Origin of the sequence: Pseudomonas sp. Lb2C2, assembly GCF_052112205.1 — a bacterium.
GTDB classification, from domain to species: domain Bacteria; phylum Pseudomonadota; class Gammaproteobacteria; order Pseudomonadales; family Pseudomonadaceae; genus Aquipseudomonas; species Aquipseudomonas kilonensis.
The window spans coordinates 23,982-44,650 of the sequence record NZ_JAUTYW010000008.1 but is presented as its reverse complement, the minus strand read 5'-3'; the positions used below and the strand labels follow the sequence as shown (position 1 = coordinate 44,650).

Annotated in this window: 24 protein-coding genes; 15 read left to right on the top strand and 9 right to left on the bottom strand. The window is 61.0% G+C overall.

Going from position 1 to position 20,669, the window contains the following annotated elements; genetic code table 11:
- Positions 1-77 precede the first annotated feature (77 nt).
- On the bottom strand, positions 78-1,022 hold the full coding sequence (locus Q7F16_RS23390; protein ID WP_046064234.1) for a DMT family transporter: 945 nt from the start codon (positions 1,020-1,022) through the stop codon (positions 78-80).
- Between the two features lie 182 nt (positions 1,023-1,204).
- On the opposite strand from Q7F16_RS23390, the gene Q7F16_RS23385 reads away from it, so the two are divergent.
- The 3 genes from Q7F16_RS23385 (at position 1,205) to Q7F16_RS23375 (ending at position 4,426) form a co-directional block, all read left to right on the top strand.
- Positions 1,205-2,068 carry a LysR family transcriptional regulator gene (locus Q7F16_RS23385; RefSeq protein ID WP_046064233.1) on the top strand — a complete coding sequence of 288 codons (864 nt, stop codon included), beginning with the start codon at positions 1,205-1,207 and terminating at the stop codon, positions 2,066-2,068.
- 235 nt (positions 2,069-2,303) lie between these two features.
- Complete coding sequence (locus Q7F16_RS23380) at positions 2,304-3,848, top strand: EAL domain-containing protein (RefSeq protein WP_409556554.1); 1,545 nt, start codon at positions 2,304-2,306, stop codon at positions 3,846-3,848.
- 212 nt (positions 3,849-4,060) lie between these two features.
- Complete coding sequence (locus Q7F16_RS23375; protein ID WP_003202992.1) at positions 4,061-4,426, top strand: histone-like nucleoid-structuring protein, MvaT/MvaU family; 366 nt, start codon at positions 4,061-4,063, stop codon at positions 4,424-4,426.
- 109 nt (positions 4,427-4,535) lie between these two features.
- Here Q7F16_RS23375 and Q7F16_RS23370 read toward each other — a convergent pair whose 3' ends face one another.
- Positions 4,536-5,072 (bottom strand): DUF4946 domain-containing protein, encoded by a 537-nt coding sequence (locus tag Q7F16_RS23370; RefSeq protein WP_046064231.1) that lies wholly within the window; start codon positions 5,070-5,072, stop codon positions 4,536-4,538.
- A 194-nt stretch (positions 5,073-5,266) separates the two neighbouring features.
- Between Q7F16_RS23370 and gloA the strand changes: the two genes are divergently transcribed.
- A complete protein-coding gene (gloA, locus tag Q7F16_RS23365; protein WP_079302369.1) occupies positions 5,267-5,788 on the top strand; it encodes a lactoylglutathione lyase in 522 nt (173 codons plus the stop codon).
- Between the two features lie 179 nt (positions 5,789-5,967).
- Here gloA and ahpF read toward each other — a convergent pair whose 3' ends face one another.
- The 4 genes from ahpF to galU all read right to left on the bottom strand — a co-directional run bounded on the left by ahpF (position 5,968) and on the right by galU (position 10,935).
- Positions 5,968-7,530 (bottom strand): alkyl hydroperoxide reductase subunit F, encoded by a 1,563-nt coding sequence (ahpF, locus tag Q7F16_RS23360; RefSeq protein WP_409556553.1) that lies wholly within the window; start codon positions 7,528-7,530, stop codon positions 5,968-5,970.
- Between the two features lie 123 nt (positions 7,531-7,653).
- A complete protein-coding gene (gene ahpC / locus Q7F16_RS23355) occupies positions 7,654-8,217 on the bottom strand; it encodes an alkyl hydroperoxide reductase subunit C (RefSeq protein ID WP_014337814.1) in 564 nt (187 codons plus the stop codon).
- Between the two features lie 174 nt (positions 8,218-8,391).
- Positions 8,392-9,750 (bottom strand): glutathione-disulfide reductase, encoded by a 1,359-nt coding sequence (gorA, locus tag Q7F16_RS23350; RefSeq protein ID WP_003203000.1) that lies wholly within the window; start codon positions 9,748-9,750, stop codon positions 8,392-8,394.
- 345 nt (positions 9,751-10,095) lie between these two features.
- Positions 10,096-10,935: a UTP--glucose-1-phosphate uridylyltransferase GalU gene (gene galU / locus Q7F16_RS23345; protein ID WP_003182953.1), complete on the bottom strand. Its 840-nt coding sequence runs from the start codon at positions 10,933-10,935 to the stop codon at positions 10,096-10,098.
- 234 nt (positions 10,936-11,169) lie between these two features.
- Between galU and Q7F16_RS23340 the strand changes: the two genes are divergently transcribed.
- Complete coding sequence (locus Q7F16_RS23340; RefSeq protein ID WP_018605984.1) at positions 11,170-11,385, top strand: hypothetical protein; 216 nt, start codon at positions 11,170-11,172, stop codon at positions 11,383-11,385.
- A 115-nt stretch (positions 11,386-11,500) separates the two neighbouring features.
- Positions 11,501-11,782 carry a hypothetical protein gene (locus Q7F16_RS23335; RefSeq protein WP_014337812.1) on the top strand — a complete coding sequence of 94 codons (282 nt, stop codon included), beginning with the start codon at positions 11,501-11,503 and terminating at the stop codon, positions 11,780-11,782.
- On the opposite strand, the gene Q7F16_RS23330 is transcribed toward Q7F16_RS23335, so the two are convergent.
- Together Q7F16_RS23330 and Q7F16_RS23325 are read right to left on the bottom strand one after the other, a co-directional pair.
- A complete protein-coding gene (locus Q7F16_RS23330) occupies positions 11,783-12,013 on the bottom strand; it encodes a hypothetical protein (RefSeq protein WP_003203005.1) in 231 nt (76 codons plus the stop codon).
- Positions 12,014-12,123: 110 nt separating this feature from the next.
- Positions 12,124-12,480, bottom strand: a complete 357-nt coding sequence (locus tag Q7F16_RS23325; RefSeq protein ID WP_014337811.1) for a hypothetical protein — start codon at positions 12,478-12,480, stop codon at positions 12,124-12,126.
- Positions 12,481-12,682: 202 nt separating this feature from the next.
- Between Q7F16_RS23325 and Q7F16_RS23320 the strand changes: the two genes are divergently transcribed.
- The 5 genes from Q7F16_RS23320 (at position 12,683) to ada (ending at position 16,010) form a co-directional block, all read left to right on the top strand.
- Positions 12,683-12,985: a DUF1883 domain-containing protein gene (locus Q7F16_RS23320; protein WP_014337810.1), complete on the top strand. Its 303-nt coding sequence runs from the start codon at positions 12,683-12,685 to the stop codon at positions 12,983-12,985.
- Between the two features lie 29 nt (positions 12,986-13,014).
- Positions 13,015-13,185: a hypothetical protein gene (locus Q7F16_RS23315; RefSeq protein WP_014337809.1), complete on the top strand. Its 171-nt coding sequence runs from the start codon at positions 13,015-13,017 to the stop codon at positions 13,183-13,185.
- 277 nt (positions 13,186-13,462) lie between these two features.
- Positions 13,463-14,182 carry a 2OG-Fe(II) oxygenase gene (locus Q7F16_RS23310; protein WP_409556552.1) on the top strand — a complete coding sequence of 240 codons (720 nt, stop codon included), beginning with the start codon at positions 13,463-13,465 and terminating at the stop codon, positions 14,180-14,182.
- Positions 14,169-14,849: a DNA oxidative demethylase AlkB gene (alkB, locus tag Q7F16_RS23305; RefSeq protein ID WP_046064228.1), complete on the top strand. Its 681-nt coding sequence runs from the start codon at positions 14,169-14,171 to the stop codon at positions 14,847-14,849. The genes Q7F16_RS23310 and alkB overlap by 14 nt, the downstream gene beginning before the upstream one ends.
- 87 nt (positions 14,850-14,936) lie before the next feature.
- Positions 14,937-16,010, top strand: a complete 1,074-nt coding sequence (ada, locus tag Q7F16_RS23300; protein WP_409556551.1) for a bifunctional DNA-binding transcriptional regulator/O6-methylguanine-DNA methyltransferase Ada — start codon at positions 14,937-14,939, stop codon at positions 16,008-16,010.
- Here the strand turns inward: ada and Q7F16_RS23295 are convergent.
- Positions 15,974-16,462, bottom strand: a complete 489-nt coding sequence (locus Q7F16_RS23295) for a GyrI-like domain-containing protein (RefSeq protein ID WP_079302374.1) — start codon at positions 16,460-16,462, stop codon at positions 15,974-15,976. The two genes, ada and Q7F16_RS23295, sit on opposite strands and share 37 nt — an antisense overlap.
- Before the next feature lie 150 nt (positions 16,463-16,612).
- Here Q7F16_RS23295 and Q7F16_RS23290 point away from each other — a divergent pair, with 150 nt between their 5' ends.
- The 4 genes from Q7F16_RS23290 (at position 16,613) to modC (ending at position 20,477) form a co-directional block, all read left to right on the top strand.
- Positions 16,613-17,686: an NAD(P)H-dependent flavin oxidoreductase gene (locus Q7F16_RS23290; RefSeq protein WP_409556550.1), complete on the top strand. Its 1,074-nt coding sequence runs from the start codon at positions 16,613-16,615 to the stop codon at positions 17,684-17,686.
- Positions 17,687-17,960: 274 nt separating this feature from the next.
- Positions 17,961-18,713, top strand: coding sequence for a molybdate ABC transporter substrate-binding protein (gene modA, locus Q7F16_RS23285; RefSeq protein ID WP_095963546.1), 753 nt, complete (start codon positions 17,961-17,963; stop codon positions 18,711-18,713).
- Positions 18,714-19,394: a molybdate ABC transporter permease subunit gene (gene modB / locus Q7F16_RS23280; protein WP_014337803.1), complete on the top strand. Its 681-nt coding sequence runs from the start codon at positions 18,714-18,716 to the stop codon at positions 19,392-19,394.
- Positions 19,395-19,397: 3 nt separating this feature from the next.
- A complete protein-coding gene (modC, locus tag Q7F16_RS23275) occupies positions 19,398-20,477 on the top strand; it encodes a molybdenum ABC transporter ATP-binding protein (RefSeq protein ID WP_409556549.1) in 1,080 nt (359 codons plus the stop codon).
- The last annotated feature ends 192 nt before the right edge of the window (positions 20,478-20,669 follow it).

The window sequence follows — 20,669 nt, the reverse complement described above, 5'->3', positions numbered from 1 at the left end:
TCTGCTGCCAGAAGACGTTATTCTTATATGCGTAACTCGATTCTACACAGCGTAACCAAGTTTGTCCGCCTTCTGTATCAAATCGCCTTTTCCTTCGACCGCGCAAGGGGTTTGTTGCACAGGAAAATGCCCACCAGGATCACGCCCCCGCCGACACACATCAAGGCCGTGAGCCGTTCGTCCAGCAGCAGCGCCCCCAGCAGTACCGCCGTCAGCGGGTTGAGCGCGATGAATACGCCGGAACGGGTCGCGCCAATCCGACGAATGCCGTCGTACCAGGCGATATAGGCCAGGGCCGAGCCCAGCACGCCGAGGTACAACAGACTCAGCCATTGCTCCACTTCCAGGTCGCGCAGGGCTTCAACGCGGACTTCTCCCGCAGCCGCGCAGGCCAGCCACAACATCAGCGTGCCCAGCAGAATCGACCAGGTCACCGTCTGCAAGGGGCCGAGGCTGTCGTTGAGTTTTTTCGAAAACAGCGAATAGATGCCCCAGCCCAGTACGCAGCCAAAAATCAGCAGGTCGCCGACCCAGCCCTGTGCTGCGCCTTGCAACAAGGACGGATCACGACTGACGATCACCAGCCCCGCCCCACCGATGCACAGCACGATGCCCGCCACTTTCAAGCGGCTCAGCCGCTCCTTGAACAACCACCAGGACGCCAGCCCGATCACCGCCGGGTTCAAGGCCACGATCAGCGAAGCCCGCGACGCATTGATGTACTGCAAGCCATAGAAGAAACACAGGTTGTAGAAAAAGATGCCGAAGAACCCCAGCGCAGCCAATTGCAGCCCCTGCTTCACACTGGGCCTGACCAGCGGGATCCCGGCCAGGGCGAGAAACGCCAGCAGCGCAATACTGGCCAGCAGGAACCGCAGGCTGGCGGCAAACATTGGCGCCAGGGCATCGGCAAGGATCCGGCCGGCCACGAAGGTCCCGCCCCAGATCATGGTGACCATGGCGAGCTTCAAGTAGACCGGCAGGTCTGAAGGGGTTGGGAGGGTTTGTTCGAGGGTTTTCATGGTTCACCACCGCACGCTAATGAGAACAACACAAAACCTGTGGCGAGGGGGATTAATTGTGGGAGCAAGCTTTGCTCCCACAAGGTGCGACCTCGCCACAAGGTGTAGTGCTGCTTCCTGATTCAGGTCAGATACCTCATTATCTGGCTCATGCTTTGTCATCGTAAAATGAGCAAACCCTCATGACCCTTACCCAACTCGAAATCTTCTCCCTGGTCGCCGAGCTGCGGGGTTTCACCGCAGCGGCCACACGATTGGGCATCGGCCAGTCAGCGGTATCCCACGCCATCAAGTCCCTGGAACAAGAATTGGGCGTGGAATTGCTCAGGCGTCATCAATCCCAGGTGGAACTCAGCGACATTGGTCAGCAATTGCTGCTGCGGGCCCGGGCCATGCTCGGGTTGGCCAACACCTTGCGCCAGGAAGCCGCCGATGCCCGGGGTATGCGCCGAGGCACCTTGCGCATCGGCTCGTTCGGGCCAACGTCATCGATGAAACTGTTGCCCGGTATCCTGCGGCGCTATCGAGCCTTGCATCCCGGGATCGAAGTGCACATCGACGAAGGGCCCGACAGGCAGGTCCTCCAGTGGCTGGACGAACGGCGGATCGACGTCGGCTTCGTAGTGCTGCCCGAGGACCGTTTCGATACGTTCATGCTGATGGAAGATCAGATGGTCGCCCTGCTGCCCACTCACCATCCCCTCGCCGCCCAGGCCAGCCTGAGCCTCAAGGACCTGTGCAACGACCCCTTCGTGCACACCGAGGCGGGATCGTCGGAGCTGGTTTCGCGCCTGTTCAATGCCGCCCGACTGACCCCGAATGTGCGTTTCCGTTGTTCGCAACTGCTCAGCACCCTGGATATCGTCAGGCGCGGTGAGGCGGTGAGCGTGGTGTCCGAAGGTTCGTTGCCGGAGGGCGAAAGCCTGGGCTTCGTCGCGCGCCCCTTGTCGCCACGGGTGCCGCGCCAGATTGGCCTGGCGGTGCTGGACAGCCGCCAAGCCTCACCCGCCACCCTGGCGTTTATCGAACTGGCCCGGCAGTCATGAGCCCGGCATCAAACCTGGGGGAGCCTGGCATTGAACCTGTGGGAGCAAAGCTTGCTCGCGATGAAGGCACCTCGGTTCTCCAGGTGGACCGCATGATCGTTCATCGCGGGCAAGCCTTGCTCCCACAGACCTCGCTCCCACAGTCACCCTGCGGTCAGCAAGCACTCGGCAAGCCATCTATCATGGTCGGCATCCGACGATTCCCCCTCAGCCCCTTTTTTCTCAGGTTGTGCCGATGCCCTTGACCGCCACCCGCTCGCACACCCAACCCCGTCGCTATCTCGTCACCCTGCTTTGCGGCCTGGTGCCGATGCTGTCAGGGCTGGTCATTTTGTACATGCAGGCCGAACGGACGCTGGCACAACACACCCGACAGACCGCCGAAGAACTGGTCAGGCAGGTCGAGCTGATGCTCGACAACACCGCCTTGGCGGCCCGTGAACTATTACCCCTGGCCGGCCAGCCCTGCGAAGCGGTGAAGCTGGCCTTGCGCGATCAAGTGACGCGCCGGCCCTTTGTCCGTTCGACCAACCTTATCTGGGACGACAACCTGTACTGCAGCTCGCTGTTCGGTGCCTTCGAGGAACGCGTCAACCCGAGCGACTACCATCAAGGCAGCTTGTGGCTCATGAACGGCAACCCGGTCACGCCGGACACCGCGCTGCTGATTTACCGGCTCAACGAGGGCCATCAAGGCGCCTTGGCCACGCTTGACGGGTACCACCTGACGAACGTCTTGCGCTTGATCGGCCGCCAAACCCGGCTACGGCTGCAAGTCGGGCCGAACTGGCTGGCAGCGGACGGCAAGGTCCTGTCTGCGCCCTTGCCCGGGCTGCCGGTCGCCCAGCATGAGCTGGGGTCATCGCGCTACGCCTTCAATGTAGAAGCCGGCTTCGACGAGGGGGAAACCTGGCGCTACATGGCCAGGGAGTACCCGCCGCTGTTCAGCCTGCTGATCTTCTTCGGCGTCGTGGCCGGGACCCTCGGGCACTGGCTGCAAAAACGCGCCTCCTCGCCCAGTCGTGAACTGCAACGGGCCCTGGAAGCCGGCGAGTTCGTGCCTTATCTGCAACCGGTCGTGCACAGCGACAGCAAACGCTGGGCCGGCGTCGAAGTGCTGATGCGCTGGAACCACCCCAAGGAAGGCCTCGTTCGCCCCGACCTGTTCATTCCATTCGCCGAACACAGCGGCCTGATCGTACCGATGACCCGGGCGCTGATGCAGCAAACCATGCACCTGCTGGCACCGCTTGCGCCTCAACTCGAAGCGCCGTTTCATGTCGGCATCAACATCACCGCCCGCCATTGCCAGGATCTGGCACTGGTGGACGATTGTCGCGAATTTCTCGGCGCCTTCGCGCCGGGTACGATTGCCCTGGTACTGGAGTTGACCGAGCGCGAATTGATCGAACCTACGCCTGTTACCCGGCAATTGTTCGAGCAACTGCGGGAATTGGGCGTCAAGATCGCCCTCGACGATTTCGGCACGGGTCATTCCAGCCTGGCGTACTTGCGCCAGTTCAACGTGGACTTCTTGAAGATCGACCAGAGTTTTGTCGCGATGATCGGTGCCGATACGCTGTCACGGCACCTGCTCGACAGCATCATCGAACTGTCGGGCAAGCTGGGCCTGGACATGGTGGCCGAGGGCGTCGAAACCGTCGAGCAAAGCGACTACCTGAGCGCCCATGGGGTGAACTTTCTACAGGGTTATCTATTTGGTCGACCGATTAGCGGGCAGGCGTTCATTGAGACCTTGACCGGCCTTAATGGCAGTTAACCGCCGCCGTTCTATTGACGACGATGCCCCAACAGATAAAAGCTTTTGCTGTTGTTACATAACGAAAAAGTTACGATTTACACTTTCCGGATTAACTACTACAATTTTTCTACCTGTGCCAGATAGCAGGAGAGTCATTAACACCAAGGCGCTTGGCTTATAGCTTTGTTTGCGGTTGGTATCAGCCAAATATTTTGATTGGAGTAACGATTTTGTCCAGACTCGCTGAATTTCGTGCAGCCGAAAAGGCCCTTCAAGAACAGCTCAAGCAGTTGGAATCGCTGAAGAACGATGCCGGGCTCAAGAAGGAAATCGAATTCGAGGAAAAGCTCCAGGGACTGATGAAAACCTACGGCAAGAGCCTGCGCGACATCGTCGCGATCCTCGACCCGAACCCGTCCAAGGCGAGCCTGCAATCGACCAAACCCATCAAGACCCGCCGTGCGCGAGTGGTAAAGGTTTACCAGAACCCGCACACCGGCGAGTTGATCGAGACCAAGGGCGGCAATCACCGCGGCCTCAAGGCCTGGAAAGAACAGTACGGTGCAGCAACCGTCGATTCCTGGTTGCGTGGTTGACAGTGCGTGGTTGACAGCCCCGATGATGCAAAAAAGCCCTGAATACAGTCAGGGCTTTTTTATGGGCTAAACTTTTGGATTAAGCTCCGGGCGTATTACGCTGACGACGTTATAGTTTCAAACTGTTTCGCACCGACTGTATTTCATCCTGGCTTTCAACAAACACCTGCGCCTGCCCTGCATAGGACAGCACATAAGCCTTGCCCTCATTTAGTGCCGCGACGAGCGCCTGAGACAATACATGTCGTCCGTTTTGCGTGATCGTGCAAGTGGTCTCCAATGCAGTTACGCCGCCCAAGATGGAAGCATGAATCTTAGTGCACACACTTTGGTAACCACCCTGGAAAAAATCCTTCTGAATTGATTTGCGCATTTCCAGCAACACGCCTTGCAAGTTGACCTGGTGATCGGGCTCGACGGTGGTCGTGGTCAGTTCCATGACCATCACCGCATTGCCTGCCGAATCGCTCTTGGTCGCACGTTGTCGCAGGGGGGCCAACGCCGCCGGGGCCGATGCATCGGCGGGCAGCGATTCGACAACCCAGCCCTGGGGCCAGGCGATCTGCGGTTCGGCCGCCTGGACGCCGCCAACACTCGCAACCCAGGCAAACAGCAGGACAAACAGCGAAAGGAACGGTCGAATCATTGCGTTGGCACTCAAGGACGAATCGTAAAGTCTGAAGCCCGAAGCAGAACCAGGCAATAGCCACACGCGGTTTGGCGATGCCGCGCCCCTTGCGTATCATGGGCGCACCTGCAAGGAAGCCGTCTGACGCAAGCCCAGGAACCGTCGCGACCACGCTGCGACGCCGTTTGCCCCACTTATTTTCCGGAGGGCCCATGAGCCTGCACGAACTCAATACTTTCCCTGGCGTCACCGCCCAACCTGATGCCGCCACGGCCCAGTTCGTCTTCAACCACACCATGCTGCGGGTCAAGGACATCACCCGGTCCCTGGACTTCTACACCCGCGTGCTGGGTTTCTCGCTGGTGGAGAAACGCGACTTCCCGGAAGCCGAGTTCAGCCTGTATTTCCTGGCGCTGGTGGACAAGAACCAGATCCCGGCAGACGCGGCGGCGCGGACCGAATGGATGAAGTCGATCCCTGGCATCCTGGAACTGACCCACAACCATGGCACCGAAAGCGACCCGGCCTTCGCCTACCATAACGGCAACACCGACCCACGCGGCTTCGGCCATATCTGCATCTCGGTACCGGACGTCGTCGCCGCCTGCGAGCGCTTCGAAGCACTGGGCTGCGATTTCCAGAAACGCCTGAGCGACGGCCGCATGAAAAGCCTGGCCTTCATCAAGGACCCGGATGGCTACTGGGTTGAAATCATCCAGCCTGCGCCGCTGTAAACCTCACCACCATCCCCATGTGGGAGCGAGCTTGCTCGCGATGACAGCGGCACATTCAACATGGATGCAGGCTGACCCACCGCTATCGCGAGCAAGCTCGCACACAGGGTGATGCGTGACGCAAAACAAAACCCCATGAGCCAGGCTCATGGGGTTCTGTTTTTGCCGCTATCGCCAGCTTATGCCGGCGCAGAGGTACGGATCAGGTGGTCGAAGGCACTCAGCGAGGCCTTGGCGCCCTCGCCGACGGCAATCACGATCTGCTTGTACGGCACGGTGGTCACGTCACCGGCGGCGAACACCCCAGGGATCGAGGTTTCACCTCGGGCATCGACGATAATCTCACCCCGCGGCGACAGCTCGACGGTGCCTTTGAGCCAATCGGTATTGGGCAACAGGCCGATCTGCACGAAGATCCCCTCCAACTCCACATCCCGCACGTCACCGCTCGGACGGTCCTTGTAGCGCAAGCCATTGACCTTCTGACCGTCTCCGGTCACTTCGGTGGTCTGGGCGTTGGTAATCACCGTCACGTTCGGCAGGCTGTGCAGTTTGCGCTGCAATACCGCGTCGGCACGCAATTGCACATCGAACTCCAGCAACGTGACGTGGGCGACGATACCGGCCAGGTCGATGGCCGCCTCGACGCCGGAGTTACCACCGCCGATCACCGCCACGCGCTTGCCTTTGAACAGCGGACCGTCGCAGTGCGGGCAGTACGCCACGCCCTTGTTGCGATACTGCTGCTCGCCCGGCACGTTCATCTCGCGCCAGCGGGCACCGGTCGCCAGGATCACGGTCTTGGCCTTGAGGCTCGCACCGCTGGCGAACTTGACTTCATGCAGCCCGCCGTCCTTGCCTGGCACCAGGCCGTCGGCACGTTGCAGGTTCATGATGTCCACGTCGTACTGCTTGACGTGTTCTTCCAGGGCGACGGCCAGTTTCGGCCCTTCGGTTTCCTGGACCGAGATGAAGTTCTCGATGGCCATGGTGTCGAGCACCTGGCCGCCGAAACGTTCGGCCGCGACACCGGTGCGGATGCCTTTACGGGCCGCGTAGATCGCCGCTGAAGCACCGGCCGGGCCACCGCCGACCACCAGCACATCAAAAGCCTCTTTGGCGCTGATCTTCTCGGCCTGGCGTTCGATACCACTGGTGTCGATCTTGGCGAGAATCTCTTCCAGGCCCATGCGGCCCTGGCCGAAGTTCACACCGTTGAGGTACATACTCGGCACGGCCATGATCTGGCGTTCATCGACTTCGGCCTGAAACAGCGCACCGTCGATGGCGACGTGGCGAATGTTCGGGTTCAGTACCGCCATCAGGTTCAGCGCCTGGACCACGTCCGGGCAGTTCTGGCACGACAGCGAGAAATAGGTCTCGAAGTTGAACTCGCCCTTGAGGGCGCGGACCTGTTCGATGACATCGACGCTGGCCTTCGAAGGGTGACCGCCGACTTGCAGCAAGGCCAACACCAGCGAAGTAAATTCGTGGCCCATGGGAATGCCGGCAAAACGCAGGCTGATATCGGCTCCCGGGCGATTCAACGAAAACGAAGGCTTGCGCGCATCGCTGCCGTTGTCGAGCAAAGTAATCTGGTGGGAAAGACTGGCAACGTCTTGAAGTAACGCGAGCATTTCCTGGGATTTCGCACCGTCGTCGAGGGAGGCGACGATCTCGATCGGCTGGGTGACCCGTTCCAGGTATGACTTCAACTGAGCTTTAAGATTGGCGTCCAACATACGGGCGATTTCCATTTTTTGAATTCAGAAAAAACAACGCCCGAGCGAATCTCGCCCGGGCGTTTTTTGGGGCGAAGCGGCTTACTTGATTAAGAGCGGATCGCCCTCGGATGACTCACAGACTTAGATCTTGCCGACCAGGTCCAGGGACGGAGCCAGGGTGGCCTCGCCTTCTTTCCACTTGGCTGGGCAGACTTCGCCCGGGTGAGCAGCAACGTACTGAGCGGCCTTGATCTTGCGCAGCAGCTCGGAAGCGTCACGACCTACACCGCCGTCGTTGATTTCAACGATCTTGATCTGGCCTTGTGGGTTGATCACGAAAGTACCGCGGTCAGCCAGGCCGACTTCTTCGATCAGCACGTCGAAGTTGCGGGAGATGACGTGGGTCGGGTCGCCGATCATGGTGTATTGGATCTTGCCGATGGCTGGCGAAGTGTTGTGCCAGGCAGCATGGGCGAAGTGAGTGTCGGTGGAGACGCTGTAGATCTCGACGCCCAGCTTCTGGAACTCGGCGTAGTTGTCGGCCAGATCTTCCAGCTCGGTTGGGCAAACGAAGGTGAAGTCAGCCGGGTAGAAGAACACGACGGACCATTTGCCTTTCAGGTTGGCGTCCGATACTTCGACGAATTCGCCGTTTTTGAAGGCGGTAGCGTTGAACGGTTTAACTTGGCTGTTGATGATAGGCATTGATGTTTCTCCGTCAGGGTTGAAAGTTGATGGAGAGGATCTTAACCACTCATCCCCAGGCTGGCTCATTGGCAAACCTGATGTGAATGATTGGTTTTGGCTATCAGCAGCTAAATAGATAGAAGAAAACTTAATATGGCGAGCAGGCCCGCTCGCCATATGTTCGTCGGGTGATCAGGAGGCGACGGGCGTACGCATCGTCACGAACTCTTCGGCTGCCGTCGGGTGCACGCCGATGGTTTCGTCGAAGTCGCGCTTGGTGGCGCCGGCCTTGAGGGCAATGGCCAGCCCCTGGACGATTTCACCAGCATCCGGCCCGACCATGTGGCAACCCAGCACCTTGTCGGTCCGGGCATCCACCACCAGTTTCATCAGGGTGCGCTCCTGGCATTCGGTCAAGCTCAGTTTCATCGGCCGGAAGCGGCTTTCGAAAATCTCCACCTCATGCCCCTCCTCCCTGGCCTGCTCTTCGGTCAAGCCCACCGTGCCGATGTTCGGCAGGCTGAACACGGCGGTGGGAATCATCCGGTAATCCACCAGGCGATACTGCTCGGGCTTGAACAGACGTCGCGCCACCGCCATGCCTTCGGCCAGGGCAACGGGGGTGAGCTGGACACGACCGATCACGTCGCCAATGGCCAGGATCGACGGTTCAGCGGTCTCGTATTTTTCGTTGACCTGGACAAAGCCCTTCTCATCCAGCGTGACGCCGGTGGTTTCCAGGCCCAGGTTGTCGAGCATCGGCCGCCGACCGGTGGCGTAGAACACGCAATCGGTGAGCAACGTCTTGCCATCCTTGAGCTCGACCCTGAGGCTGCCATCGTCCAGTTTTTCGATGGACTTGATGTCAGCGTTGAATTGCAGGTCCAGGCCACGGCGGGTCAGTTCTTCTGCCAGGTGCTTGCGCACGGCACCGTCAAAGCCGCGCAGGAACAGCTCACCGCGATAGAGCAAGGACGTCTGCGCACCCATGCCGTGGAAGATCCCGGCGAACTCCACCGCAATATAGCCACCGCCCACCACGATGACGCGCTTGGGCAGTTCCTTGAGGAAGAACGCCTCGTTGGAGCTAATGGCGTGCTCGCGCCCCGGAATGTCCGGGATCACCGGCCAACCGCCCGTGGCGATCAGGATGTGCCTGGCTGTATAGCGCTGGCCGTTGATCTCGACCTCATTGGGCCCGGTCAGCCTGGCGTGACCTTCGTGCAGCACGACGCCGCTGTTGACCAGCAGGTTGCGGTAGATGCCGTTGAGGCGATTGATTTCCCGGTCCTTGTTGGCGATCAACGTGGCCCAGTCGAAACTCGCCTCGCCCGCCGTCCAGCCATAGGCCGACGCCTGCTCGAAGTCCTCGGCGTAATGCGCGCCGTAGACCAGCAGTTTTTTCGGCACGCAGCCCACGTTCACGCAGGTCCCGCCCAGGTAACGGCTTTCCGCCACGGCCACCTTGGCCCCGAAACCGGCGGCAAACCGCGCAGCCCGCACACCACCGGAACCGGCGCCAACCACATACAAGTCAAAATCGTAGGCCATTCTCTATCTCCTTCGGCAGGTCATCAGCATACCTGCTGTTTTCACCTGAGGCAGCGTTGCGATGGTTATGGGGGTGGAAAACGGAAAAGCCAGCTGGGCCGCTCAAGTTACGCCGATCCATGTGGGAGCGAGCTCGCTCGCGATGGCGGTGGCACATTCAACATGGGTGTAGGCTGGCCCACCGCTATCGCGAGCAAGCTCGCTCCCACAGTTGTTTTGGGGTGGTCTCAGGATTTTCATATCCCACAGGGTTGGCTTGTGTGATTGATGATTTGCGAGACCTTTCCCCGCGCAAAAAAACGCCCCGAACCAGTCGGGGCGTTTTTCAAGGCGTGGCGCAGGCTATCAGTAAGCCTTGCCCGTCTTGTAGAAGTTCTCGAAGCAGAAGTTGGTCGCGTCGATGTAGCCTTCGGCGCCACCGCAGTCGAAACGCTTGCCCTTGAACTTGTAGGCCATGACGCAGCCGTTCTGGGCCTGTTTCATCAGGGCGTCGGTGATCTGGATTTCGCCGCCCTTGCCTGGCTCGGTCTGTTCGATCAGGTCGAAGATGTCCGGGGTCAGGATGTAGCGACCGATGATCGCCAGGTTCGACGGCGCGTCTTCAGGTTTTGGTTTTTCAACCATGCTGTGAACGCGGTAGATGTCGTCGCGGATCATTTCGCCGGCAATCACGCCGTACTTGTTGGTTTCCTGCGGATCGACTTCCTGGATCGCCACGATAGAGCAGCGGAACTGCTTGTACAGCTTGACCATCTGGGTCAGGACGCCGTCGCCTTCGAGGTTGACGCACAGGTCGTCCGCCAGGACCACGGCGAACGGTTCGTCACCGATCAGTGGGCGGCCGGTCAGGATCGCATGGCCCAGGCCTTTCATTTCGGTCTGGCGGGTGTAGGAGAACGAGCACTCATCCAGCAGTTTGCGGATGCCGACCAGGTATTTTTCCTTGTCGGTGCCCTTGATCTGGTTTTCCAGCTCGTAGCTGATGTCGAAATGGTCTTCCAGCGCGCGTTTGCCACGGCCAGTCACGATGGAGATTTCAGTCAGGCCCGCATCGAGGGCTTCTTCGACGCCGTACTGGATCAGTGGCTTGTTCACCACCGGCAGCATTTCTTTGGGCATGGCTTTAGTCGCTGGCAGGAAGCGAGTACCGTAACCGGCTGCTGGGAACAAGCATTTCTTGATCATATAAGTCCTTGAAAAGGCGGTGTGTACGAGTTTCGGCGCAGTCTAATCAGGCGACGGGCACCTTACAATGCCCGCACTGGCCAACCGGTGCCATCATAGAGAAATAAAAAACGGCGGATAGTTCAATCGCCTTTCGTTTCGATGGCTGCAGCGGACCCACTGTACGCCAGTGAGCGCTGTTTGCGAGCATTTGACGTATCATGTCGTCCTTGATCACGCCAATGAGGCAGCTAGATGTCGGCAACAAGAAACGCAAACGGTTATTCGGTCAGCCAGGGCAAGGACGGCCAGTGGTGGATTATCAACTACCACGGCGAGCAGGTCGCCGGCCCCTTGCCTAGCAAGGCCATGGCAGTGGAAGTGGCTGCGGTATTCCAGGACGAACGCGCAGCTCCGGCGGCGAAAGAACGCGACACCGCCCCCGCCCGCAGCCCCCGCCGCAAGAAATAACCAGACGAGCCTCTAGTAGATGCCACCCGGGCATTGAACGAGGCTGGTTTAGCTGTACCGCAATGGCCATTCGCTATAATCTCGCCGTTGCCCTTCCCTTCTCGATGACGATCCCATGAAGACACTTCTGGCGCTGTTTACAGTCCTGGCCCTGGCGGGCTGTGCCTCGGCCGAAAAAACCTACCTGAACAACGGCGAGCAAGGCCTGGCCATCGACTGCTCGGGCGAGGCCAACTCCTGGGCGACGTGCTACGAAAAGGCTGATGCGTCCTGTGCCGGCACTGGCTACCGTATCGTCGGCACCGACGGCACACCCCAGGCCAAGGAAAGCGAGAAGACCCTGGGCGTCGACGTCGGCAACTTCACCAGCCGCAGCGTCGTGGTGGTGTGCAAGTAGTCAAATGTGGATCTCGGCGAACTTGATGCCCAGCCCGCGCAAGGTTTCGATCAGTTCGTCGAGACGGGCGAAGGACTCGACTTCGTCCTGGTCATCCACCAGGAAAAAACTGCGCCCGGCGCTTTTCTTGAAGAACACGATCCATTCGCCCGGGCTCGCCGGGTTCTGAATCACGTGAGTGGCACAGATAAGACCTTCTGCATGGCGCTCGCGCACCTGCTCGCGTTTCATCAACTGACTCCATAAATGACAATGCCGCCAACGTGAACCGTGGCGGCATTTTTTGTCGAGGGGCGGCAGTTTATCCGATGCCCGGCCCGCTCGTCAGGCGCTGAGTGTGATCAACCGGAAATGCAGGCGTTGGCCGCATCCTGCACATCGCCCGGACGCACCGGTACGTTGGACAGGCTTTCGTGCAGCTTGATGCTGCTGCCACTGGAGCGCTCGTCAATGTCGAACACCGCCGCCGGCAGGGTCGACAGCTTGCCCGGGACGATCAGTCGTACGCCGTTCTTGTGCGGCTCCATTTGCAGCGAGCCACGGCTGCTGGCCAGCTTGTCGGAAACACACTTGGCATATTCGTGAGGCTTCTTTCCGGAGATGACGCTCATGGTGGGGGGCGTCTGGTTGATGTCCGATACCGATGCACATCCACTCATGGCCAATGCCAATGCCAACACCCACACGCTGCGCTTCATATGATTCCTCCAATAAAGATCCTCCGACAGTGCAGACGCCGTTTTGCTCCGGTGCCGCACCGCTTTTTTTTCCCGCTTCCTGCGATAAATGAACAAAGCCTGGAGCGCGGGCCGGATATTAACACTCGAGGCTGATAAACTGCGCATCATTGCCCCTTGCTATCGTTTTGATTTTGTAGAAAAAGCCCTTCTGGAGGCGCCCATGAAATTCATTCACCAGCGCGAGCACTTGAACGAAGACGACATCGTCGTCATCGAATGCTCCCAAATGTGTAACATCCGTTTGATGAACGACGCCAACTTCCGCAGCTTCAAGAACGGCGGCCGGCACACGTATCACGGCGGCGCGTTCGACACCTTCCCGGCCCGGATCACTGCCCCTAGCACCGGTTTCTGGAACATCACCATCGACACCGTCAGCCACCGTGCAATCAGCGTCACGCGCAAGCCGACCCTGACCCACAAGATCAAAATCATCCGGCGTTCCAGCTCGAAACTGAGCTGAATCGCCCCTTATTCAAGACAGGCAAAACCGTGGCCCAGACGACCAAATACGTCATCAAGTACAAGCTCAACGACGAACGCCGCTTCGAATTCGCGCAACTGGAAACCGGCACAGAGGAAGAAGCCAGGGCCGCATTGCAAAAGCTGCACGGCGAAACCGACGACGTGATCAGCGACGTCAAGGTCAGCAAAGCGCTGTAACAGCTCACCCTGATTTATTTTTGTAGCACCTGGGTCGGCATGATGTTTTTGTGGCGAGGGAGCTCGCTCCCGCTCGGCTGCGCAGCAGTCGCAAAACCTGCTGGCGCGGTCTGCCTGCAAGAACACATCAGTCATTTTGGGTCGGCTTCGCCGCCCAGCGGGAGCAAGCTCCCTCGCCACAAGAGCATTGTGCTCAATGGTGCACCGCAAGAATCGGGGTGCCCTGCAACGCAGCACTGCGCAGACTGAACAGTCCTTTCCAACAAGGATTGCCATCGTGCCCCCTACGTCTTCCCTGCCCCAGCACCTCACCAACCTTGACTGGCCCACCCTGGAGCAAAGTCTCGACCAGGACGGCTGTGCAGTCATTCGCAACCTGCTGCCGCCATTGCAATGCCGGCAACTGGCTGGTCTGTACGCAGAACCCAGCCTTTTTCGTTCGCGGGTGATCATGGCCCGCCATGGGTTCGGGCGCGGCGAGTATCAGTATTTTCGCTATCCGCTGCCCGACCTCATCCAGCAGTTGCGCCAGTCGTTGTATCCGGCGTTGGTACCGCTGGCGAACCGCTGGAATGAACACATGGGTATTGAAGTGCGCTATCCCCACGAACACGCCGATTTCATCCAGCGCTGCCACGCCGCCGGGCAACAGCGGCCTACGCCGTTGTTGCTGCAATACGGTCCGCAGGACTACAACTGTCTGCACCAGGATCTGTATGGCGAGCAGGTGTTCCCGTTGCAGGTCGCCATCCTGCTGTCGGAACCGGGCCGGGATTTTACCGGCGGCGAGTTTGTCCTCACCGAACAGCGCCCGCGCATGCAGTCACGGCCCCAGGTCATCGATCTGAAACAGGGCGATGCCGTGGTGTTTGCCGTGCATCAGCGGCCCGTCAAAGGCGTTCGCGGGTATTATCGGGTGAACATGCGCCATGGCGTCAGCTGCGTGCACAGCGGCAGGCGGCACACCTTGGGAATCATTTTTCATGATGCGCAGTAATGACACACCGCTCACATTGGACCTGTTCGCCGACCAGGCGCCCACCCCGCCAGGCCAGGTCGAGCAGATCGGCGAGCAGGCGTACGTGCTGCGCGGGTTCGCCCTGCCCTGGCTTGAGCGCTTGCTACCGGCGCTGGACAGCGTCTTGCAGGCGGCGCCGTTCCGGCAGATGGTCACGCCCGGTGGTTTTACCATGTCGGTGGCCTTGAGCAGTTGCGGTGCGCTGGGCTGGACCACCGACCGCAGCGGCTATCGCTACACCGCCCATGACCCGCAGACCGGCCACCCCTGGCCCGACATGCCGGCGGTGTTTCGCGAACTGGCCCAGGCCGCCGCCCAACAGGCGCACTTCGAGCATTTCGAGCCCGACGCCTGCCTGATCAACCGCTATGTGCCCGGCGCGCGGATGTCGCTGCACCAGGACAAGAACGAGCGCTCCTTCGCCGCGCCCATCGTCTCGATGTCCTTGGGCCTGCCGGCGGTGTTCCAATTCGGCGGCTTCGAGCGCAGCGACAAAAGCCTGCGCATTCCGTTGTTCCATGGCGACATCGTGGTCTGGGGTGGCGTGGACCGCTTGCGTTACCACGGCGTATTGCCGCTCAAGGAAGGCCAGCACCCGCGCCTTGGCGCCCAGCGGATCAACCTGACGTTTCGCACCGCCGGATGAAGGTGCAGAATTCAACCGCAAGACCCGGAGTGTCGTCACCTCGCAGGCTCACTACTGTAGCCAAAACGGGCCAATGGAATAACGACCATGAACAGCACTTCGAACAATCTCGCCCCTGAACTGGATCCTCGCTGGGCCGCCGTGCTCGCCCGCGATCCACGCGCCGACGGCACCTTCGTCTATGGCGTGAAAACCACCGGCATCTATTGCCACCCCAGCAGCCTGTCGCGCTTGCCCAACCCGCGCAACGTCGAATTCTTCGACACGCCGGAACAGGCCCAGGCAGCCGGTTATCGGCCCAGCAAGCGCGTGGCCCGGGACCAGACCCAGATCGCCGCCCAACAAGCGGCACGGGTTGCCGCCGCCTGCCGGCAGATCGAAGCGGCCGAGGAACTGCCAGGCCTGAATGAGCTGGCAGAAAGCGCGGGCTTGAGCCCCTTCCATTTTCATCGGGTCTTCAAGGCGGTCACCGGCCTGACCCCCAAGGGTTATGCCGCCGCCCACCGCTCACGCAAGGTACGCGAACGCCTGGCCGATGGCGGCACGATCACCGAGGCGCTGTACGACGCCGGTTTCAACTCCAACAGCCGCTTTTATGAAGCTGCCGACAAGGTGTTGGGCATGAAACCCGCCGACTACCGCGCCGCCGGACAGAACACCGACATCCGCTTCGCCGTCGGCCAATGCTCCCTCGGGGCTATCCTGGTGGCGCAAAGCGAGCGTGGCGTGTGCGCGATTCTGCTGGGGGACGACCCGGACGCGTTGGTGCGCGACCTGCAAGACAAATTCCGCCGGGCCAACCTGATCGGCGCCGACCGCGAGTTCGAGCAATTGATCGCCCAGGTGGTTGGCTTCATCGAAGCGCCGGCCCTGGGTCTGGACCTGCCCCTGGACCTGCGCGGCACCGCCTTCCAGGAACGGGTCTGGCAAGCCCTGCGGGACATTCCCGCAGGCAGCACCGCCAGCTACGCCGAGATCGCCCAGCGCATCGGCCTGCCCAAGGCCGTGCGCGCCGTGGCCCAGGCCTGCGGCGCCAACAGCCTGGCGGTGGCGATCCCTTGCCACCGGGTGGTACGCAGCGACGGCAACCTCTCGGGCTATCGCTGGGGCGTGGAGCGCAAGCGTCAGTTGCTGGCGCTGGAACGCTCGTCCGGGGATTGAACGCCGATGTAGATCGCTACGGAATCGGGGCTGCTGTAGACCTCGAAATCGGTGGTGAAACGGCGCACGGCTTGCGGGTTGTCGGCGAAGTAGGCCCAGATCAGGCCCCAAGTCTGGATCACGCAGTCGGGCATCGGCCCCTTGGCCGCAAACACCAGGTAATCCCCGCCCTCGATGTCCACGGCGGGGTAGCCGGCGCTGGTCGCATCCACCTGTACGCCAGCGGTCACATCGAAGTGGCCGGTGGCGTCGGACTCGTAATTGGAATACACCCCGTAGACGAACGACTCCGACTGCCGGGCCGGAATCGTGTCGAACAGCCCTTCGTTGAAGAACTGCTGCCACATCGGGCCGATCCTCGCCGTGTCGGGCTGCTGCTCGTCGGTGTTACGGGTACGCACCTGCAAACCGGCCACGGTGAAGGGTTCGACGGTCTTGAGTTTCACGTCCATGGGTTGGGCTCCTTGATGTATGAAGCCCGCATGGTAACCCTCACGGCGTCGGGATCAAGCGGCGAGCGCGGGATTGAAAAACTCGACTGGCCCTCGCCGGCCCACACCTGCTAAAAACGCTGTTTCCTTCTGCCCTCGGAGACCCCGCACATGAGCCAGTGGCCAGACACCCGCATTCTTGACCTGCTCGGTATCGAGCTGCCCATCATCCAGGGGCCATTGGCCGGGGTGACCGGGCCGGCCATGGTGGTCGCGACGTGCAATGCCGGCGGGCTGGGTTCGATGCCGGCGGCGATGCTCGATGTCGAGCAACTGCGCCAGGCGCTGACGACCATCGGCGAACAGACCGACAAGCCATTCAATGTGAATTTTTTCTGTCACCAGCCACCGGCCTTCGACGAACAGCGGGCCGCGGCCTGGAAGCAACGGCTCAAGCCGTATTACCAGGAACTGGGCGTCGACTTCGACGCGCCAACCCCGGTGTCCAACCGCACGCCGTTCGATGATGCCGCCTGCCGGGTGCTGGAAGAGATGCGTCCGAAAGTGGTCAGCTTCCATTTCGGCCTGCCGGAAAAATCCTTGCTCGATCGAGTGAAGGCCACTGGCGCGAAAATCCTTTCCTCGGCCACCACCGTCGAGGAAGCCATCTGGCTGGAACAGCACGGGTGCGACGCGATCATTGCCATGGGCTATGAAGCCGGAGGTCATCGCGGGATGTTCCTCAGCGACGACCTCGACACCCAAGTCGGGCTGTTTGCCTTGCTGCCGCAGGTAGTGGATGCGGTGAAGGTGCCGGTGATCGCTGCTGGCGGCATTGGCGATGCGCGGGGGATCGTCGCGGCATTCGCCCTGGGTGCTTCGGCGGTGCAATTGGGCAGCGCCTACCTGTTCACGCCCGAGGCGAAGATCAGCGCTTCCCATCACCGCGCCTTGCGCACGGCCAAGGAAAGCCAGACCGCTGTCACCAACCTGTTCACCGGTCGCCCGGCCCGAGGCATCGTCAACCGGGTGATGCGCGAAGTGGGCCCGATGAGCCCGCTGGCCCCGGCATTTCCCCTGGCGGGCGGCGCGTTGATGCCATTGCGCGCCAAGGACGAAGCAGACTTCAGCAACCTCTGGGCCGGCCAGGCCTTCCCCCTGGGCCGCGAACTGTCGACGGCCGAACTGACGCGGGGCTTGGCTGAAGAGGCGCAAGCTCAGCTCAACCGCTTTGGTCGGTCCTGATGGTCATCATCGCCCGTTAGAACGCCATCGCGAGCAAGCTCACTCCCACAGGGGATTGCTGGCAACCACAACATTTGGTGATGCCCGCTCCCATATGGGTTTTGATGTGGCAGCAAGATGTATGTTCGCCACGGATCCAGTGTGGGAGCGAGCTTGCTCGCGATGGGGCCAGCCCTTGCACCCTCACTCCCCAGGCAAAATGCCGCGTTCCGTTTGTCGGTCATTCGCTATATATTCTGGTATATAGCGAATCTGCCCCTACGGAATCTTACCTATGCGCCCCACCCGCTTCGCACCGTTGCTGCTGACCACGCTCTTTACCGTTGGCGCCGTCCAGGCCGCGGAGGTGCAGGTGGCGGTCGCTTCCAATTTCACCGCGCCGATCCAGGCCATCGCCGCCGACTTCGAAAAAGACACCGGGCATAAACTGATAACGGCTTACGGCGCCACCGGGCAGTTCTACACCCAGATCAAGAACGGCGCGCCATTCGAAGTCTTCCTCGCCGCCGACGACACCACCCCGGCCAGACTCGAAAGCGAAGGCGACACCGTCAAGGGCTCGCGCTTCACCTACGCGGTCGGCACCCTGGCGCTGTGGTCGGCCAAAGAGGGTTATGTCGATGGCACGGGGCAGGTCCTCAAGCGCAACGACTTCCGGCACCTGTCCATCGCCAACCCGAAAGCCGCGCCCTACGGCCTGGCTGCGACCCAGGTGCTGGACAAGCTCGGCTTGACCGCCCAGGTGAAAAGCAAGCTCGTCGAAGGCCAGAACATCACCCAGGCCTATCAATTCGTCTCCACCGGTAATGCTGAACTGGGCTTCGTCGCCTTGTCCCAGGTGTACAAGGACGGCAAAGTGACGGGCGGCTCGGCATGGATCGTTCCGGCCGAACTGCACGACCCGATCAAACAGGACGCGGTGATCCTCAACAAGGGCCGGGACAACCCCGCTGCCGTGGCCCTGGTGGATTACCTCAAGGGCCCGAAAGCCGCCGCCATCATCCAAACCTACGGTTACCAACGCTAAATGCCACTGACCAGCGCCGACTATGCCGCCATCTGGCTGACCCTGAAACTGGCGTCATTGACCACGGTGATCCTGCTGCTCATCGGCACACCCATCGCGTTGTGGTTGTCGCGCACCCGCTCCTGGCTGCGCGGGCCGGTGGGTGCGGTGGTGGCGCTGCCGTTGGTGCTGCCGCCCACGGTGATCGGCTTCTACCTGTTGCTGGCGTTGGGGCCGAACGGCTGGATCGGCCAGTTCACCCAAGCCCTCGGGTTGGGCACCCTCACCTTCAGCTTCACCGGGCTGGTGATCGGCTCGGTGATCTATTCCATGCCGTTTGTGGTGCAGCCGTTGCAGAACGCCTTTGCCGCCATTGGCAGTCGCCCGCTGGAAGTCGCCGCCACCCTGCGGGCCGGGCCCTGGGATACGTTTTTCAGCGTCATCCTGCCCCTGGCCCGCCCCGGCTTTATCACTGCGGCGATTCTCGGCTTTGCCCACACCGTCGGCGAATTCGGCGTGGTGCTGATGATCGGCGGCAACATTCCGGAGAAAACCCGGGTGGTGTCGGTGCAGATCTACGACCATGTCGAAGCCTTGGAATACGCCCAGGCCCATTGGCTGGCCGCGGCGATGCTGGTGTTTTCATTCCTGGTGTTGCTGGCGCTGTATTCCAGCCGCCGAACCCGTGCCGGTTGGAGCTGATCGATGATTCACGCGCGTTTTCAGCTCGACCACGGGGCTTTTTCCCTGGACCTGGATGTGCAACTGCCGGGCCGTGGCGTGACCGCCCTGTATGGGCCTTCCGGTTCCGGCAAAACCACCTGCCTGCGCTGCATTGCCGGGTTGGAGCGGCCGACCCGGGGTTTTATCGAGGTCAACGGCCAAGTCTGGCAAGACAGTGAGCACGGCGTGTTCGTGCCGCCCCATAAACGGTCGGTGGGGTATGTGTTCCAGGAGGCGAGCCTGTTTGCCCATCTGTCGGTGCGGGCCAACCTGGCATTCGGCCTCAAGCGCATCGCGCCGGCACAGCGGCGGGTCGATATGGAACAAGCAACCGAACTGCTGGGCATCGGGCACTTGCTCGATCGGCAGCCACACAACCTGTCTGGCGGCGAACGCCAACGGGTAGGCATCGCCCGCGCCTTGCTCACCAGCCCGCAACTGCTGCTGATGGATGAGCCGCTGGCGGCCCTCGATAGCCGACGCAAAAACGAAATCCTGCCATACCTGCAACGGCTCCACGATGAACTGGACATCCCGGTGCTGTATGTCAGCCATTCCCAGGACGAAGTGGCGCGCCTGGCCGACCACATCGTGCTGCTCGACGGCGGCCGCGCGCTGGCCAGTGGGCCGATCGGCGAGACCCTGGCCCGGCTCGACCTGCCCTTGGCCCTGGGGGATGACGCTGGAGTGGTGATCGAGGGCAAGGTCAGCGGTTATGACCCGGCTTATCAATTGCTGACCCTGAATCTGCCCGACAGCCAACTGAACGTACGTGTGGCCCACACCTCCCTGGCCCTCGGCCAGCCGCTGCGCTTCAAGGTCCAGGCCCGGGACGTCAGCCTCAGCCTGGCGAACGATGCCCAGACCAGCATCCTCAACCGCCTGCCAGTCACCGTGGTCAGCGAACAGGCCGCCGACAACGCCGCCCATGTGCTGATCCGCCTGGAAGCCGCCGGCACCCCGCTGCTGGCGCGCATCACCCGCTACTCCCGCGATCAGCTCAAGCTGCATCCGGGGCAGGTGTTGTGGGCGCAGATCAAGGCGGTGGCGGTGTTGGCGTAGGGTCCATACCAGCGGATCACACTGTGGGAGCTGTGGGAACAAACCTTGCTCCCACAGGTTTGCTCTTGCTGGTTTGCTCCTGCTGGTTTGCTCCCACAGGTTTTGCAGCAACATCAGAATCTTGGCACGACCCGAACAGCCTGCGGTCAATGAATTCACAGGCCACCGGATTCGTTGCCAAGGACTCTTCTC